The sequence below is a fragment of the Streptomyces griseus genome (assembly GCF_001715295.1).
GTDB classification, from domain to species: domain Bacteria; phylum Actinomycetota; class Actinomycetes; order Streptomycetales; family Streptomycetaceae; genus Streptomyces; species Streptomyces griseus_G.
In genome coordinates, this window is the sequence record NZ_MDKB01000003.1 from 1046846 (window position 1) to 1063845 (window position 17000).

The 17000-nt window shown below is 73.0% G+C and carries 16 protein-coding genes; 8 read left to right on the plus strand and 8 right to left on the minus strand.

The genetic code is table 11. The features are described from left to right. A complete protein-coding gene (locus tag BA175_RS20790) occupies positions 1-1107 on the plus strand; it encodes a Gfo/Idh/MocA family oxidoreductase (protein WP_069172930.1) in 1107 nt (368 codons plus the stop codon). Next, a complete protein-coding gene (locus BA175_RS20795) occupies positions 1104-1583 on the plus strand; it encodes a heme-degrading domain-containing protein (protein ID WP_069172931.1) in 480 nt (159 codons plus the stop codon). The genes BA175_RS20790 and BA175_RS20795 overlap by 4 nt, the downstream gene beginning before the upstream one ends. Positions 1584-1721: 138 nt before the next feature. Here the strand turns inward: BA175_RS20795 and BA175_RS20800 are convergent, their stop codons facing one another. From BA175_RS20800 to BA175_RS20815, 4 genes are all read right to left on the minus strand, one after another. Next, positions 1722-2582: a fumarylacetoacetate hydrolase family protein gene (locus BA175_RS20800; RefSeq protein ID WP_069172932.1), complete on the minus strand. Its 861-nt coding sequence runs from the start codon at positions 2580-2582 to the stop codon at positions 1722-1724. Positions 2583-2716: 134 nt separating this feature from the next. Further along, positions 2717-3487 (minus strand): YidC/Oxa1 family membrane protein insertase, encoded by a 771-nt coding sequence (locus BA175_RS20805; protein ID WP_069172933.1) that lies wholly within the window; start codon positions 3485-3487, stop codon positions 2717-2719. 80 nt (positions 3488-3567) lie between these two features. Beyond that, positions 3568-3900: a DUF6412 domain-containing protein gene (locus tag BA175_RS20810; RefSeq protein WP_069172934.1), complete on the minus strand. Its 333-nt coding sequence runs from the start codon at positions 3898-3900 to the stop codon at positions 3568-3570. A 44-nt stretch (positions 3901-3944) separates the two neighbouring features. Then, the gene (locus tag BA175_RS20815; RefSeq protein ID WP_069172935.1) at positions 3945-4475 is read right to left on the minus strand and encodes a winged helix-turn-helix transcriptional regulator; all 531 of its coding nucleotides are present in this window, start codon (positions 4473-4475) and stop codon (positions 3945-3947) included. A 123-nt stretch (positions 4476-4598) separates the two neighbouring features. On the opposite strand from BA175_RS20815, the gene BA175_RS20820 reads away from it, so the two are divergent. Together BA175_RS20820 and BA175_RS20825 are read left to right on the plus strand one after the other, a co-directional pair. After that, positions 4599-5999 (plus strand): MFS transporter, encoded by a 1401-nt coding sequence (locus BA175_RS20820; protein ID WP_069172936.1) that lies wholly within the window; start codon positions 4599-4601, stop codon positions 5997-5999. A gap of 75 nt (positions 6000-6074) precedes the next feature. Beyond that, positions 6075-7082, plus strand: coding sequence for an SEC-C domain-containing protein (locus tag BA175_RS20825; RefSeq protein ID WP_069172937.1), 1008 nt, complete (start codon positions 6075-6077; stop codon positions 7080-7082). A 43-nt stretch (positions 7083-7125) separates the two neighbouring features. Here the strand turns inward: BA175_RS20825 and BA175_RS20830 are convergent, their stop codons facing one another. From BA175_RS20830 to BA175_RS20840, 3 genes are read right to left on the minus strand one after another with little or no spacing between them, the layout of a single operon-like run. Beyond that, the gene (locus tag BA175_RS20830; protein ID WP_079159699.1) at positions 7126-8601 is read right to left on the minus strand and encodes an extracellular solute-binding protein; all 1476 of its coding nucleotides are present in this window, start codon (positions 8599-8601) and stop codon (positions 7126-7128) included. Then, a complete protein-coding gene (locus BA175_RS31240; RefSeq protein WP_069172938.1) occupies positions 8598-11486 on the minus strand; it encodes a caspase family protein in 2889 nt (962 codons plus the stop codon). The genes BA175_RS20830 and BA175_RS31240 overlap by 4 nt, the downstream gene beginning before the upstream one ends. Positions 11487-11491: 5 nt before the next feature. Further along, positions 11492-11908: a hypothetical protein gene (locus tag BA175_RS20840; protein WP_254667923.1), complete on the minus strand. Its 417-nt coding sequence runs from the start codon at positions 11906-11908 to the stop codon at positions 11492-11494. 454 nt (positions 11909-12362) lie between these two features. Between BA175_RS20840 and BA175_RS20845 the strand changes: the two genes are divergently transcribed. After that, positions 12363-12578 (plus strand): DUF4287 domain-containing protein, encoded by a 216-nt coding sequence (locus tag BA175_RS20845; protein ID WP_069173150.1) that lies wholly within the window; start codon positions 12363-12365, stop codon positions 12576-12578. Between the two features lie 91 nt (positions 12579-12669). Further along, positions 12670-13551: a hypothetical protein gene (locus BA175_RS31880; RefSeq protein WP_069172939.1), complete on the plus strand. Its 882-nt coding sequence runs from the start codon at positions 12670-12672 to the stop codon at positions 13549-13551. Positions 13552-13759: 208 nt separating this feature from the next. On the opposite strand, the gene BA175_RS20855 is transcribed toward BA175_RS31880, so the two are convergent. Then, a complete protein-coding gene (locus BA175_RS20855; RefSeq protein WP_069172940.1) occupies positions 13760-15235 on the minus strand; it encodes a hypothetical protein in 1476 nt (491 codons plus the stop codon). Positions 15236-15577: 342 nt separating this feature from the next. Here BA175_RS20855 and BA175_RS20860 point away from each other — a divergent pair, with 342 nt between their 5' ends. Continuing rightward, positions 15578-16030, plus strand: a complete 453-nt coding sequence (locus BA175_RS20860) for a very short patch repair endonuclease (RefSeq protein ID WP_069172941.1) — start codon at positions 15578-15580, stop codon at positions 16028-16030. Beyond that, positions 16027-16989, plus strand: coding sequence for a DNA cytosine methyltransferase (locus BA175_RS20865; RefSeq protein ID WP_069172942.1), 963 nt, complete (start codon positions 16027-16029; stop codon positions 16987-16989). Before BA175_RS20860 ends, BA175_RS20865 begins: the two co-directional genes overlap by 4 nt. Positions 16990-17000 lie beyond the last annotated feature (11 nt).

The window sequence follows — 17000 nt, forward strand, 5'->3', positions numbered from 1 at the left end:
ATGACTGCCAACGCTCCCCTCCGCGTCGGACTCGTGGGCTACGGCCTGGCGGGGTCCGTCTTCCACGCCCCGCTGATCTCGGCCACCGAGGGCCTGGTCCTGGACACGGTCGTCACGTCGGACGAGGAGCGGCAGGCGCAGGCCCGCGCCGAGTTCCCCGGTGTCCGGCTCGCGGGCTCGTCCGGGGAACTCCTCGCGCGGGCGGGCGAGCTGGATCTGGTCGTGGTGGCCTCCCCGAACAGGACGCACGTCCCGATCGCGCGGGCCGCCCTGGAGGCGGGTCTGCCGGTGGTCGTGGACAAGCCGCTCGCGGGGACGGCGGCCGAGGCCAGGGAGCTGGCCGCGCTGGCCGGTGAGCGGGGGCTCCTGCTGTCGGTCTTCCAGAACCGCCGCTGGGACAACGACTTCCTGACCCTGGCCGGCCTGATCGAGGACGGTGAGCTCGGCGCCGTACAGCGTTTCGAGTCCCGTTTCGAGCGGTGGCGCCCGCAGCTGAAGGGCGGCTGGCGCGAGTCGGGCGACCCGCTGGACATCGGGGGCCTGCTGTACGACCTGGGCAGCCACATCGTGGACCAGGCGCTGACGCTGTTCGGTCCCGCGGTGCGGGTGTACGCGGAGTCCGACGTACGCCGTCCGGGTGCGGCGGCCGACGACGACACGTTCCTCGCGATCACGCACGCCGGCGGTGTCCGCTCCCACCTGTACGCCAGCGCCACCACGGCCCAGCTCGGGCCGCGTTTCCGGGTGCTCGGCTCGAAGGCGGGCTATGTGAAGTACGGCCTCGACCCCCAGGAGGCCGCGCTGCGCGAGGGTGCCCGTCCGGTGGCCGGCCGACCGTGGGGCGAGGAGCCGGAGGAGCTGTGGGGCCGGCTGGGTGCCGGCGAGTCCCCGCTGACGGGCGGCGGCGAACCGGTCCGTACGGTGCCCGGCGACTATCCCGCGTACTACGCCGCCGTCGCCGCCGCCCTGCGGGGCACCGGCGCGAATCCCGTGACGGCGCTGCAGGCCGCCACCACCCTGGACGTCCTGGAGGCCGCGCGCCGCTCGGCCCGCGAGGGCGTGTCCGTGACCCTTCTTCCGCACCACGACGAGGAGCAGCACGCATGAACCCCGGCGCTCCGACCATCTCCGAGCTGATCGCCCAGGAGCGGCGGCTGACGCTGCCGCACTTCGGCTACGACGACGCGTACGCCCTGGGCGGGCTGCTGGTCGCCCTGGCCCGCGACCGGCACGCCCCGGTCGCGATCGACATCCGGCGGGGCGCGCAGCAGCTCTTCCATGCCGCGCTGCCGGGTTCGAGCGCGGACAACGACGCCTGGATCGACCGCAAGCGCCGGGTGGTGGAGCGGTACGGCGAGAGCTCCTACCTGGTGGGCACGCGGTTCCGGGCGAAGGGCACGACGTTCGAGGAGTCCTCCCGGCTGGACCCGGACACGTACGCCGCGCACGGCGGCTCGTTCCCGATCGCGGTGGAGGGGGCCGGGGTGATCGGCTCGGTCACGGTCTCCGGCCTCCCGCAGGCCGAGGACCACGCCCTGGTGGTCGAGGCGCTGGAGCAGTTCGCCACCCGCCGCACCGGCTGACACCGGCCGGCGCGAGAGCCGCACGAGAGCCGGCACGACGGCCGTCGTCGGGAGGCGGGGACACGGAGCCGGGCAGGTCGCCCGGATCTCCGCCCTCCGCCTCCCACCGGCGAAGACGGTGGAGCGGAATGGAGAGGGCTACGCGTCCGCGAGGTGCTGGCGCTGGCGGCCCAGTCCCTCCACCTCCACCTCCACCACGTCCCCGGCGCGCAGGTACGGCTTGGGGTCGGGGCGTCCCATGGCCACGCCCGCGGGCGTGCCGGTGTTGATCACGTCGCCGGGGTGGAGCGTCATGAAGTGGCTGACGTAGCGCACGACCTCGCCGACCGGGAAGATCTGGTCGGCCGTCGTGCCGTCCTGCTCGAGTTCCCCGTTGACCCAGAGCCTCAGCGGCAGCGCCTGCGGGTCGGGGATCTCGTCCGCGGTGACCAGCCAGGGCCCGAGGGGGTTGAACGTCTCGCAGTTCTTGCCCTTGTCCCAGGTGCCGCCGTGTTCGAGCTGGAACTCCCGCTCCGAGACGTCGTGCGCCGTGGCGTATCCGGCGACGTACCCGAGGGCCTCCTCGGCGGAGCCCAGGTAGCGGGCGGTGCGGCCGATGACGACGGCGAGCTCGACCTCCCAGTCGGTCTTTCGGCTGTTGCGCGGGACGAGCACGGTGTCCTCGGGGCCGACGACGGTGTCCGGCGCCTTGAGGAACAGGATCGGCTCGTCCGGGATCGCCGCGCCGGTCTCCGCCGCGTGGTCGTGGTAGTTCAGCCCGATGCACACGATCTTGCCGATCCGGCCGACCGGCGGGCCGATGCGCAGCCCGGCCCGGTCGAGCGGCGGCAGTACGTCGGGTGTCTGCGCCGCCTCCCGTATGCGGGCCAGGGCCGAGGCGTCGGCGAGCAGTTCACCGTCGATGTCGGCGACAAGGCCCGAAAGGTCACGCAGCGTCCCGTTCCGGTCCAGCAGTGCCGGGCGCTCGGCGCCCGCCGTACCGACTCGAAGCAGCTTCAACGGTCCATCTCCCCTTGGTCGAGGTCCAGCCCGTCGGTGGGTTGCGGCCAGCGAAAGGCTTGGCTGATCCTCCAAGACGTCGGATCACTCCGCAAGACCCTGTTCACGAGCTGGACCCCGCGCCCCTCATACGGTCATACGGCCGGGGCGAGTGCGGTGTCCGCGGCCGGGGCGGTCCGGTAGAGGAAGGCGCGCTCGATCGCCGTCCAGGTGGTGCTGGTGACGATGTAGAGCGCGGCGGCCAGCGGTACGAAGGCCACCGAGAAGAGGGTCAGGAAGGACATCAGCGGCATCACCTTCGTCATGGCCCCCATGCCGGGCACCGGCTGCCCGTCGGGTCCGGTGGCCGGGGTGACGGGGTTCGCCGCCATCTGGCGCTTGGTGCGGCCGTAGTTGAAGGTGGCGACGGCCGCGACGACGGCGAAGAGCGCCAGGTAGACCAGCCCCTGCCCGCCGAACGGCCCGCCATCGGCGAGGGCCTGGTGCCAGCGCTCGCCGAGCGGAGCGCCGAAGAGCGCGTGGTCGAGCAGCGCGTTGGGCTCACCGCCGATCCGGTGGCTGGAGAACAGGTGGTAGAGCAGGAAGAACGCCGGCATCTGGAGCAGGCTCGGCAGGCAGCCGGAGAGCGGCGAGACCTTCTCCTGCGCGTGCAGTTCCATGAGCGCCTTCTGCATCCGCTCGGGGTTCTTCGCGTGTTTCGTGCGGAGTTCCGCGATCTGCGGCTGGAGCCGGGTGCGGGCCTTCTGGCCGCGCGCCGCCGCCCGTGACAGGGGGTGGACGGCGAGCCGTACCAGGGCGGTGAACAGGACGATCGCGGCAGCGGTGGACGCGCTCTGGAAGAGCGGCTGGAGCAGATCGGCCAGCGAGCCGACCAGGCTCGCGAAGGCGGACATGAATGCGGACATGGGTGAGCCCTCCGGGGGTCTCGTCGTGCCGGGTGGAGTGGGTGACTCGGCAGGACGGACCGCGCGGGGGAGCGATGCCCCTACGCGGCCGCCGGGAGGGCGGCCCCGGGGGCTCGGGGCCTGGTGCGGCCCCTGGCGTCGGGATCCCGTTGCGGGAGGAAGGCGGTGCGTTTCTCCCGGTCGCGCATGGCGGTGCGTACCCGCGTGCGGGGCACGGGGGCGGCGCAGCGGGCGCTGATGACGGAGCAGACGAGGAGCGCCGATCCGGCGGCCGCGGTGGCGGCGAGCGCCACGGCGGCGGAGAGGCTGCCGCCCTCGGCGAGCAGCACCTCGGTGAGGAAGAGGACGAGGAAGGCGGCGGGCCGGAGCAGGCGGGCGCAGGCGCGGCGCACACGGTTCGTGTCGTCGTTCACCGGCCCCTCCCCCTGCGTGTCATGCCTCCTGTGTCCTTCAGCCGTTATACACGATCGGGGTCCAGCGGTTCGAGGAGTCGGCGGGGTGCGAGCAGCGCGCGGCTGACCGGGTCCTCGGGGTCCGGGTCGAGTCCGGGGCCGGGCCGCATCTCCACGTCCTCGAGCGGTACGCCGGTGGCGCAGGCCGGGCACTCGCCGTACGCGCCGAGTTCCGTGCCGCACGGGGCGTGCACGAAGATCCGCATGGGGACGGTGCCCTCGACGTGTTCGCGGCCCCAGAGGCCGAGCGAGCGCAGGGTGGGCCAGAGGGCCCTGCCGCTGTCGGTGAGGACGTATTCGTCGCGCGGGGGCGATTCCTGGTAGCGGCGGCGGGCGAGGACCCCGGCGTCGGTGAGGGACTGGAGCCGGGCGGCCAGGACGGCGCGCGGGATGCCGAGGTGGCCGAGGAAGTCGTTGTAGCGGCGCACCCCGTAGAAGGCGTCGCGCACGACCAGGAGGGTCCAGCGTTCGCCGATCACCTCCAGTGCGCGGGCGATCGAGCACTGCTGTGTCGCATAGTCCTTGCCCAGAGCCATGGCACCACTTTACCCCAGTAGGTTCGATGACCGAACCTACTCGTGCTAACGTGACCGCCCTCGCCAGGTTCATTCACCGAACCGAGCCCGGGTCCGCCGGGCCGAGCGCCCCGGAGGGACGTCATGACCCAGCAGCCCGTACGGACCCGGCCCGCACCGGAAGGAGGGGCGGGCCCCGTCGTCCGCCGCCCGCACCGCCCCGGCGCGACCCTCGCCGTCACCAGCGCCGCCACCGCCGTCGCGCTGATGAACTACACCGCCCCCATGTCGACGCTGTCCGGCATCGCCGCCTCCCTCGGCACCCCGGCCGCCGCCCAGGCGTGGCTGCTCAACGGCGCCCCGCTCGGCCTCGCCGTCCTGCTGCTCGTCGCGGGCAGCCTCGCCGACGACTTCGGCCGGCGCAGGCTCTTCCTCATCGGCACCTTCGGCCTCGCGGCCACCACCGCGCTCGGCGCCCTCGCCTCCTCCACCTTCGGCTTCACCCTCGCCCGGGCCGGGCAGGGCGCGGCGAGCGCCGCGATCCTGGCGACCAGCCTCGGTCTGCTCGTGGGCGCCTATCCGGCCGGCCACGCCCGGATCAGGGCGATGGGCGTGTGGGGCGCGTCCGTGAGCGCCGGCATCGCCCTGGGCCCGCTGCTCGCCGGTTCCCTCGGCTCCCTGGACTGGCGGCTGACGTACCTCGCCCTGGGGGCCGGAGCCCTCGTGACGGCCGGATCCGCCCTCCGTACGCTCACGGAGTCCCGCGCGCCCCGGGCCGGGCGCCCCGATCTGGCGGGGGCCGCCGCACTGGGCCTGGCGATGACAGCGCTGCTGACCGCACTGACCCTGGGCCGGGACGGCTGGCTGCGGGCACCCGTCGGCCTCCTGCTGCTGGCGGCCCTCGCGCTGACCGCCGTGTTCGCGGCGGTGGAGCGCAGGGCGACGGCGCCCCTGATCGACCTGGCGCTGTTCCGCAGCCGCCCCTTCCTCGCCTCCCTGACCGGCGGGCTGTTCACGGGGATCGCGGTGATCGGCCTGTTCAGCTATCTGCCGACCCTGCTCCAGCACACGCTGTCCCTCTCCGCGCTCGATTCGGCCTGGCTGTTCCTCCTGTGGTCCGGGAGCTCGTTCGCCGTGGCCCTGCAGGCCCGCCGGCTGACGGGCCGGGTGGCGGCCCGCCATCAGCTGGCGGCCGGCTTCCTGCTGCACGGGGTGGCGGTGCTGCCGATGCTCGGGATCCTGACCGGCGGCGGCACGGGCACCGCCGTCTGGGCGCGTCTGATCCCGGCGCTGGTCGTGGCCGGCGCCGGAAGCGGCCTTCTCAACGCGGCGCTGCCCCGCCTGGCCGTCGAGTCCGTGGCACCGGAGCGGGCGGCGATGGGGTCCGGCGCCAACAACACGGCCCGCTACCTGGGTTCCTCGGCCGGTGTGGCCGTGACGATCGCGGTGGCGGCCACCCCGTCGGGCGCGGACGCGGCGGTGCTCGTCTCGGCCGGGGCGGCCCTCGCGGCGGCGGTGGGCGTCCTCCTGCTGCGCGAACGCTGACCGTCGCGTCCGGCTCCCCGGCACTGCGGCCCGTACCCTCTCACCTCTCCCCCGGGTCGCAGTACCGTGTGGTCCATGCGCCCCGACACGCCTGCCGACCACATCACCGAAGCCGAGCGCCTGCTGCGCACCGCGGCGCAGTACCCCGAGGACCACGAACCGCTGTTCCTCCAGGCCGCGGCCCATCTGGAGCTCGCGGGCGACCGCGCCCGCGCCGCCACCCTCTACGACGAACTGCTCGGATCATCCGGAACCGGGGTCGAGAACCCGCATCTGGTCAAAGCACTCAAAGCCGCCAACCTCTGGGAGTACGGCCACGAGGCGGAGGCCCGCGCGATCATCGAGGGCATCCGCACCGCGCGCCCGGCCGAGGCCACCCCGTGGGAGATCGCCGCGGAGACCCTCGAGGCCCATGACGAGCTGGAGGCGGCCCACGACCTCTTCTCGACCGCGCTGACGCTCCTGATCACACCCGGCGAGGAAGTCCCCTACGCCACACAGTCGTTGCTGACCGGCCGGCACCGGGTGCGCCGGCTGATGGGCGTGTCCCACGACGCGTGGGACGAGCTCGCCGACACCCTGCACACGGCCGCGGTCCCCCTGGACGAGCTGCACGACCCGAAGCGGCTGTGGTCGCTGGGCTCCTCCGACCCGGGTGAGCTGCGGGCCGAGATCACCCGCCTCCGCGCCGAACTGGGCACCTACCGCACGGCGTTGTCCCGTCCGTTCCCGGTGGCGGTGCTGCACTGGCCCGAGGACGAACTGCGCGAACTCCTCGCCGGCTACCCGGAGCTGGCGCAGGAGTACCACTCCCACGCGGACCATCTCGCGCGGCTGGAAGCGGCGTTGCGGGACCTGCATGCCGCGGGGACGCCGAACCTCGGCATCGTCACGGGCACGGTCCCCTCGTACGAGGCGTTCGCCGCGTCGGAGGCCGCCTCCCCGTCCGACCCGGACCTGCTCCCCCAGTACGCCACCGTGCTCGCGGCCCGCGGCCGTGCCGTGCCCTGGCCCCCGGCGCGCGCCGCGGAGTGCTGGTGCGGTTCGGGCCGCACCTACCGGGAGTGTCACGGGGTGGCCTGACGCCGGGCGGGCGCCACGGTCGCAGGCCGGGGCGCCCGCCGGTTCACCTGCCCTCGAACACGTCGCGCAGTTCGCGGTCCAGAGCGATGGCGGTCGCCTTGGCGCCGTCGGGCGGGTCGGTGACGAGCAAGGCGTGCACACGGGACTGCAGTACGTGGGTGAAGGCGCCGTAGTAGGGCGTGCGCGGGCGCTGGACCGCCTCGTTCAGAGCCGTCTTCAGGGTCTGCGCGTACGCTTCGCGCTGCGACGCGTCCTGTTCCTCCGGGACGTCCTCGCCCGCGGTCGGGGCCGCCTTCGGGGCGTCACCGGCCGGCCGGAGCGCGGCGGCGACACGGGGCCAGCAGGGTCTGGCCGTGTGGTCGTACACGGAGGCCCGGGTCGCGGCGAAGCCCGCGTCGAAGAGGCAGCTCTCGCTCTCCTGCGAGGTCAGGAACGTGATGAGCGCGCGGGCGTCCTCGGCGCGCGGGGAGTCCGCGGTGACGGCGAGGTTCTGCCCGCCGAGCACGGCCTTGCCCGGCAGCCGGCTCACCGCGTACTGCTCCGGCTTCAGCAGGTTCCGCAGCGCCCCGTACACATAGGGCCAGTGCCGCAGGAACACGGCGCGCCCCTCGGCGAAGTCGGTGAGCGACGCCGTCTCGTCCGAGGTGAGCGCGGCGGGCCGGAGGCGGCCGCGGTCGACGCGGTCGAGGAGTTCACCGAGCCCCTTCTCGATCTGCGCCGCACTGCCCGTGTAGCGCCCATGGCCGTCGGTGAGCTGGACGCCCACGGTCGCGAACGCCTCGACGGTGTTGGCCGTCAGCCCTTCGTACCGCTGCAGCTGGGTGGTCCAGCCCGACTGGTCGGCCGGACGGCCGGGGATCTGTTCCAGGGTCTTGGCGGAGGCGTAGAGGTCGCTCCACGTCCACAGCGGGGTGGGCCGGCGGTTCGACGGGATTCCGGCGTTCGCCAGGAGGTCGGGGCGGTGGTAGAGGAGGCCGACGTCGGTGTTGAACGGCCTGGCGTAGGAGTGGCTTCCCCACAGCGTGGTCGCGTGGACGCGCTTCAGGAAGTCGAGGTCGTCGTCGGCCTCGCTCCCGGTCTCCGGCTCGGGCATGGGGCTGACGAGCCCGGCCTCGGCGAACTCGGGGATCCAGGTGATGTCGAGGTTCACCACGTCGTAGCGTGCGCTGCCGGACTGGAGGGCGCCGAGGAGCTGGCTGCGCTGCTGGTCGGCGCCGCCGGGCAGTTCGACGAGGGTGGCCTGCTGGGCCGGTCTACCGGCGTGCTGCCGGTTCCACTCCTCTATGAGCTGCTGGCGGACACCGCCCGAACCGGTGACGTCCAGTCCGCTGGCGACGACGATGGGCCCCTCGGGGGCCTTCCCCTCCGGGCCGGCTCCCGGGCTCCGGTCGGGCCCGCCCGTGCAGCCGGCCGAGGCGAGCGCCAGCAGGCAGCCGAGGGCCGCGGCGGTCCTGGCCCCGCGGCGGGTGGGGGGGTTCCTGGTTCCGCGTCCTCCACGGTGGGTGCCGGGCTTCCTCATTCCGCGTCCCCCGTACCGGCCTTGGCGACCTCGGCGGTCAGTGCGGTGGCGATGTCGTCGGCCGGGTCAAGGCACCGCCCGCCGCCCGCCACGGCCAGCTGTTCGTCGAAACGGCCCGGTGCACAGCCTCCGTTGCGCAGGGAGACCGCCACGACCCGCACCAGGGGGGTGTCCCGGGCCTCGGCCAGCAGCGCGTCCCGCTCCTTCTTCCCGATCTCCCCGGAGTCCTCCCCGTCGGAGACCAGGACCAGGAGCCGGGGCTGATCGGCGTCGCTGCCGCCGCCCCGGAGCGCGGCGAACGCGTCGCGCAGGCTCTCCGCGACCCGGGCGTGGTGGTCGGCGATCGTCACGGCGGCGGTGGCCTCGGCCGCGTCGGCGCGGCCGTGGTGCCCCACCGGCACGGTGTCCGTCGCCTTCTTCTCCTCCGCGACGGCCATCGACCACACGCCGTACGCGTCCCGGGTGCTGAGCGAGCTCATCGAACGTGTCACCAGTTCCTTGGCGCGCCCGGGACCGTCCCATACCCGTTTGTCGGCCATCGAGGGCGAGTTGTCCAGGAGGTACAGCACCTTTCCGGGCCCGAGGGCGGAGCGGTAGCGGCGCAGGGTGGTGGTCAGCGACGCGGACGTGACCGCGCCCGTGCCGCCGTACTCGGTCGCGGGAATCTCCTCCCGCACCGCCGACTCGTTGACGCCGGTCCGCAGCAGGGAGTTGTCGGCCGGCGGGGCGGGGCGGCCGTGCGCGTCGACGCCGCGGAAGCCGTCGTCGGTGAAGTACGCCTGCGCCTCCGGATCGCGGACCAGCCAGTCCCGGAAGTCGGTCACGGCGGCCTCGCGCGCCTCCGCGTCCCGGTCGGCCCCGGGCCAGGTGACGCGGAGGAACGGCAGGTCGAGCATGGGTATGTCGGAGGGGTACTGGGCGGTACGGAGGTGCAGGACGTCCGTCGCGCAGTCGGGGCGGGCGGCGTGGGCCGGGGACAGGTTGAACAGCGCCAGGGTCTGTTCCGGGATCAGCACGGCGGACCGGCTCTCCAGGCTGTTGCGCGAACCGTCGGCCAGGGCGCACATCAGTTCCCACGCGGTGGGGGGCATGGGTCGCAGTTCCTGGGCCATGGTCTGTTCGAGGGACGAGGGGCTCCCGGTCTCCGGGGCCGCGTAGAGCGCCTTCGTCGAGAGGAGGGCGCCGTCCGTGCCCTCCGGGTCGGGCCGCAGGATCTCGACCGGGTCCTTCTGCGCGGCCCTCAGCGCGGCGATGATCGTTCCGAGGGGAGCCCCCGTCTGCAGGGACGCCGTGAGGGGCATGGTGTACGGCACGGCGAGGACCATGGGGGTGAAGGCGACGGAGCCCAGCGGCTCGAGCGTCACGGTGCTGCTCCCCGGGTCCGCCGTCCCCTGCCCGCCGGTGCCGTCGGCCGCGGCCGACGCCGCGGCGCCCCCGCCCTCCGTCCTGTCCGTCGCCCGCCGCCAGGTGCTCCCGGCCGCGGGGATCCAGATGTCCGGTTGGGCGCCGACGTCCCGCTGCGGCTGCGGGCAGTCGCCCGAAGCGGGGCAGGCGGCCGGCGGTTCCTGCCAGAGCGAGGAGGAGCGGAAGGCCGCGACGGCGTCGGTGGCCTTGGCGTCGTACACGGTGAGGTTGACGGCCCGGCAGTCACGCCGGCCCTTCCGGCCCTGTTGCGGGTAGGCGTCGGCGGCCTTCTGCACGGTGGCCCGGATGTCGGGGTCGGTCAGCACGCGCAGTTCCAGGGGCGTCGCGCAGGTGCCGCCGGCCCCGGGTGCCAGCAGGTACCAGGCGCCGGCCCCGGCGAGGGCGAGGGAGGCCACGACGGCGAGGCCGGTCGTAGGGGTGAGACGGCGGCGCGGCGGGGAGAGCAGCCGGCGCAGGGCGCCCGGCACGGCGGCCCACCACCTGCGCCGCGGGGGCGCCTCCGCACCCGGCTCCTCGCCCGCACCTGCTTCCGAGCCGGGGTTCGTGCGCGTGTCTGCTTCCGCACCAGGGTCCGTGCCCGCACCTGCTTCCGAGCCGGGGTTCGTGCCCGTGTTCGCTTCCGAGCCCGGCTCGGTCCCCGTACGCGACTCGGTCCCCGGGTCCCGGGTCCGCGCGAGGGCGAGCACCACGTCGTCGCCGTGGCGGCGTTCGTCCGGCTTCCAGCGGTGCCCGTCGACCGCCTTGAGCGGGGCCATCTCGTTGCGGATCCCGGTGACGAGCCGGGTGAAGGTCATCGGCTCCCCGTCGTCCGTGCCACCGGTCAGCAACCGGTGCAGGGCCGCCGTGAACTCCGTACCGGTCTCCGGATCGCCGGGCGGGATCTCCACGCCCGGCTCCGCGGCCGTCAGCAGCGCGAAGTTCTGCTCGCTCGCGGGGGCGAACGCCTGGAGGGCGTTGCCCGCGAAACAGCAGTCGAGGATGACGACCACCCAGTCCGCGCGGGCGTTGCGCAGGCCGAGCATGATGTCGCGCCAGGACAACATGTCCACGAAGGGGTGGTGCCGGTCCCCGGAGAGGCGGGAGCCGGTGAACATGAGGTGGAGGTCGCTGCCGTCCGGGCGCACGATGCCGTGCCCGGCGAAGTAGACGACCAGCAGCCCGGTCACCTCGTCCCGGGCGGCGCTCAGCGCCGCCTGGACCCGGAGCGGATTCACCCCACCCGGGTCGCCCGCCACCGGGGTGCCGTCCCCGGCCGGGTTCCCTTCGCCCGCGACGACCACGATGTCTTCCGGGGCGAGCACACCGGTGCCGTCGGCGGTCAGGGCATGCCGCATGAGACGCAGGTTCGCGGCGACGGCCGGGAGGTCGTTCCGGTTGCCGGTGTAGTGCTCGACCCCGATGAGTACGGCTCGGTGCCGCTTCGCCCTGTTCTCCTCGCCGCGCGCACTGTAGGGCGGCACGCCGGTTAGACCTCCTCGGGCTCGTCGCCGCCGCGCACCGGGTCCCGTCCACCGGCCTCGCGCCCCGTGTCCGGCGCCCGGCCGGTCCCGGAGTCACGGCTCAGGCCGGAGCCCGCGCCCTGGGACGGCCCGTCCAGGGTGACGCGAGGCGCCTCCTCGGGACCGGCGAACCGGCGGCGGTTGCGCAGCCAGGTCTCCACCGCACGCCACGCGTTCTCGCTGACGGACCGGGCGACCTCGACGGAGACGACGAGGATGATGTCCTGGATCAGCTCCCCGCTCATCGCCTCGGTCTGCGTGAGCGAGGCCCGGCGCTCGATACTGAGCTCCCGCTCCTGCTCCTGCCGCTTCAGCGCGGGGGTGGCCGTCAGCCAGGCGTGGAGTGCTTCGAGATCGTCGCGGCGGGTGTGCGTACCGCTCACGCTGATCCGTAACCGGACGGTGCCCCTCTCCGGCTCCGGTCCGTCCGCCTCAGCCCCGCCAGGTCCTGCCCCGTACGTCATACGCCCTGCCCCCATCGGCAACGTCGCCGCCTGATCGACCGCCCGGCCGGCCCGGTGATCCGGCCGGCCCGGCGGGTGCCGGGCCTTCCGCCCGGTGATCCGCTGTGTGACCACCCACCCGAACCCTCGTGCGATCCAGCGAGCGACTCCTGAACCAACGACTATTTCACGGGTGTTGACGCAAGGTCACCCCTTTGTCACACCCCGCCCCGGCCGATCAGTTTCCGCCCGACCCGCAGTCTTCCCTCGCGTAGGACGCCGGTGGGACACCGCTGGAAGACCAGGAGAACCTGCCGGCCACGGCAGGACTGCCGCACGGGTGAACGCGGCGTTCACGAACGGCGACGCACCACGACGGACAGGACACGACGACATGACGGACGCAGCGAAGGGCCCCGCGAGCTACTTCCCCTCGATCGAGAAGAAGTACGGCCGCCCGGTCCCGGAGTGGAAGGAGCTCATCCGCGCCTCACCACTGACCGCACACATGGAGCTCGTCTCCTGGCTGAAGACGGAACACGCCCTGGGCCACGGCCACGCCAACGCCCTGGTCGCCCACACCCTCGCCGAGGACAGCGGCGGCAGGTAGTCCCGCCCTCTCGGTGGCCGTGTGTGTTCCACGCAGGTCACAATGCCGCCGACCGACGCGATTTCCGTGCGGGACAGGTCAGGATTGCTCCGTGGAGATCGCGGAACTGGTACTCAAGTACGTGGAAGCGCTGGTGTGGCCGCTGGTCACGGTGGCGCTGGTCTACGGACTCCGGGCCCATATCAAGGATGCGTTCGGACGGCTGACACGGCTGGAGACGCCCGCCGGGAGTCTGGAGTTCGCGGTGGAGGCCCGTGAACTTCGCGACGAGGCGGCCGAGCTGTCGGTGACCCTCACGCCCGGCGTGGTGACCGACCGGCGTCCACCTCCGCCCCACCCGTCGGGGTACCCGGTACCCGAGCCGGGACGTGCGACGGAGGCCGAGCCGGGTGCCGCGCCGGCCAGGGGGGTCCCCCCACCACTCCCGCCGTGGCCCATGGCAGACCTCGAATCGGAGGGGCCCCCGGCCGGGCCGCCGGGCCACGACCCGGCGGAGCAGCCACAGGCACCGCCGTGGGGAACCGCCCCGCCACCCCCGCCCCCAGGGGCGGCCGGCACGACGCCGAGACCCGGTGACGACGTGACACGACAGCGTCACCGGCCCGTCGGCAGCCACTTCACGGACGACCTGTTCACGGGACCTCTGGGTATGACCGGGGAATCCCCCGCCGAAGCCGTGATCACGGCGTGGTCCGCACTCGAACGGATCGCTGCGGACGTCCTGCTGCAGCACTCCCTCCCGGCCCAGCGCAGGGCCGCCGGCCCGTACGACATCCGGCAGCTGGTGACGGGCCTCAGGGCACTGGGCCTGTCCGACGATGCCGAAGTGGTGGTCGACCGCCTTCACCGGTTGCGCGACACCGCGGTCCACCACCCGGAATCCGTATCGGCCGGTGCCGCCCAGGACTTCGTGATGGCCTGCCTGACACTCGCCCGGGACATCCAGGCCTTCCGGTTCCCGCGTCCCTACTGACGTGGCCGACCGGTCGGCCCGACATGCGACAGGGCCTTTCCCCGCTCCGGGAGGGGCCCGTCGCCGCAGGCCCGGCGCGGGTCCACAAGGCGACACCTCAAGGCGACGACACCGGCAACGACGACGACGGCCCCAAAGACTCCGGTGCGGTACGCGGAGAAGGCGCTGGGCGCCCTGAGCGGGTTCGGGCACGCCCCGGGCGGGCGCGCTACACCAGGGCCGGGCGCCTCCGCCGTCGTCGGAGCAGAGCGGCCGCGATCCCGACAACGCAGACGGCCCCCGCGGCAACGACCGCCCACAGGGCGGGGCTTCGGTAGGGCGGGGCGGGTGACGCGTCGAGCGGGATGACGGCGGAGTCGTTGCCGGGTGTGCGGTCGTACGGGTTGAAGGTGCGGATGGTGCCGCGCGCGCCGGGGACCTGCCGGTCGATGCGGACCTGGAAGTCGATGACGGTCGTCCCCCCTGGGTGCAGCACGTCGAGGAAGCCGTCGCCACCGATACGGCAGACGAAGGCCCCGCCGGGGTTCTCGGGCCGCTCGCACGCCCAGGTACCGCCCGACTCCTCGAAGGCGTACGGGACGGAGGTGACCGTGGTCCCCTCGGGCGGGACCACCTCGAAGCCGCCCAGCGATTCGGGGCCGGTCGGCCTGCCCGGTCCGTGGTCGCGCACCCCGAGCCGCACCTTCACGGTGTCGCCGACCCGGCCCCGGACGGTTGCGGTCACCGGCTCGTAGTCGGCCTGCGCGGTGGTCTCGACACCGACCTCGGTGCTGTCACCGACGAGACCCCGGTCAGCGGTCCTGGCCAGGTTCAACGGGGCTCCCGTGCCCCGCACGGTGAGTCCGTCGGGCCTGCGCGGGTCGGAGGACCAGCTGTAGGAGAGCCCGCCGTTCAGCTGCTCGCGCCGGCCGGCAGTGAAGCCGATCGGAGCACCGGTGCGGTACGCGGTGCCCGGCGCGGCCCTCGTAAGGAACGCGCACCACGCCACGGTGTACGTGGTGTCGAAGAAGCAGTTGGCGGGGCGGGACGTCAGCACGAGACCGTCCCGCGCCGTGAGGTTCAGGGCGACACCACGGGCCGCGGTGAACCGGGTGTGGTTGGCGAACCTGGGGGTCAGCGACGCGGTCCGGCCCGGTTCCACGCCCTTCACGGTCTCCTGCTTCCCGGGTGACTGGAGCGTGGGACCGCCCACGGTCATGCGGGTGGTGCCGGTGACCGGGGCCGCGTTGTCGGCGGTGGCGGTGTACGTCACCGTCCCGCCGGCCCCGGGCTCGACGCCCTCCACACCGTGGAGGGTGAACGGCGCGTCGGCCTCGCCGTCGCCGTTCTGCAGGTCGCCGTAAGCGCAGGTGAACACCGGTCCCCGGCCGGTGCAGTTCCCGTAGCCGCCCTTGTCCGCCCGGGCGACGCCGGCCAACCCGGACGTGTCCACCACGACCTTGACGTTGCGGGCCGGGCCGCCGCCACCCTCAGGCCGCACGGAGACGGGCAGGACGAAGTCACTGTTCGTGGCCCCGGCGCCCTCGTCGGCGTTGTACATGGAGAAGACCGCCGGGCCTTCGAGCCGCAGCACGACCTCGCGGGAGCCCTCGGCGACGGCGGGCGCCGGAGGCGCGGCGAGAGCGGCGGCGACACCGGCCGCCAGAGCGGCCGCACGTCCCGTGGCCCGTATGCGTCGGAACATGCGGGCACCATGCCAGCGGAAGCCGGACGCTCGGCGGCCGGGCCTCCATCGGGGGGTTCCAGGGGCGTGAGGCATGCGCGGAAGCCCGGTCGCCCACCCCCTCCCGGGAACGATCTCCCCTACCCGGCAACCCTGCCTCCGGAACTCGACCCGCGGATCCGGTGATCGACACAGGACCGATTCCCCTATGTCGCACCTTTGCAATACGATCACATTCACCGATCCGCCTCAGGCACTTACTCCGTGCGCGCCCCCGTCCCGACTGTAGGAGGAAGCCCTCAGACCGGTGCGCTGTTGTCCATCGATCACGAACCCGGCAGCAACATAGGAGACTTGACAGTGATGAACACCGCCAAGCCCTCCTCTCCCGGCGTCTCCGCCCGGATGAGCCGCCAAGCCCGCAGCGACACGGCCCCTGAGGTGGCGGTCCGGAAGCTGCTGCACGCGTCCGGGTACCGCTACCGCCTCAACGAGCGGGTGCCGAGCATGCCTCGGCGAACGATCGACATCGCCTTCACCCGCGCCAAGGTGGCGGTCTTCCTGGACGGCTGCTTCTGGCACGGCTGCCCTGAACACGCGACGCAGCCGAAGTCGAACGCCGAGTGGTGGCGTGACAAGTTGGAGCGAAACGTCGCACGGGACGCGGAGACGAACGAGCATCTGGTTGCCGCAGGGTGGACGGTTCTGCGGTTCTGGGAACACCAGCCCCCGGACGAGGTGGCCGAGCGGGTGGCGGAGGTCGTCGATCGCGAGAAATCCGCGCGGAGAAGCAACCCCGGGCGCGAAGAGCGGTGAGCGGTCTGCGATTCCTCGACGTGTGCGCCGGTGCGGGTGGTCTGGCGCTGGGCCTGGAGCAGGCCGGGTTCGACCCGGTGCTGTTACTGGACAAGAAGCAGGTGGCCTGCGAGACGCTGCGCCGCAACCGCCCCGACTGGGATGTCTTGCAGATGGATCTGCTTGATTTCGTCCCCACCGAGCATCCCCAGACCTACGACGTCGACCTGCTGTCCGCCGGACCACCCCGCGTGAAGTCGAGTGCGACCGCGGCGAGGACCGAGACCGATGAGGAAAGGCAGCTTCTGGAGGCTGCGGTCCTCCTCGCTCACGCGGTTCAGCCGCGCGCTCTCCTGATCGAGAACGTGCCCGGCCTGGTCGAGGCAGAAGCGCTCGCGCCCCTGCGCGACTTCATCCGCCAGGAATTGGAGCACCTCGGGTATCGGTTGCGGTGGTTCGTCTTGAACGCGGCTGATTTCGGGGTTCCTCAGGACCGGAAGCAGGGCGTACTCGTCGCCCTGAAGGAGCGCTACTTCGACCTCTTCCGGCCGCCGGTGCCCACGGTCGAGAACCACGTGTCGGTGGGCAGCGCCCTGCGCGTCTCCATGGCCGCGCGGGGATGGGCCGGTGCCGGCGCCTGGGCCGACCAGGCGTCGTCCGTGGCACCCACCCTGGTCGGCGGATCCGACAATCGAGGCGGGGCGGATCTGGGACCTACCGGGACGAAGAAGGCGTGGGCCCGCATAGGAGTGAACGGGGGCTCGTTGGCCGACCTGGTCCCGGGCCCCGACCAGGACGGATCCTCCGACATGATCAAGCTCACCGTGCCGCAGACTGCCCTCCTGCAAGGCTTCCCGGCCGACTGGCACCTGACCGGAGGGAAAACCCTCCAATATCGGCAAATCGGTCACGCTTCGCCACCACCGGTGGGGAAAGCGCTGGGTAGGGCTGTCGCGGACGCTCTTCGCGTCCGGAGCTGACTCGATCACCA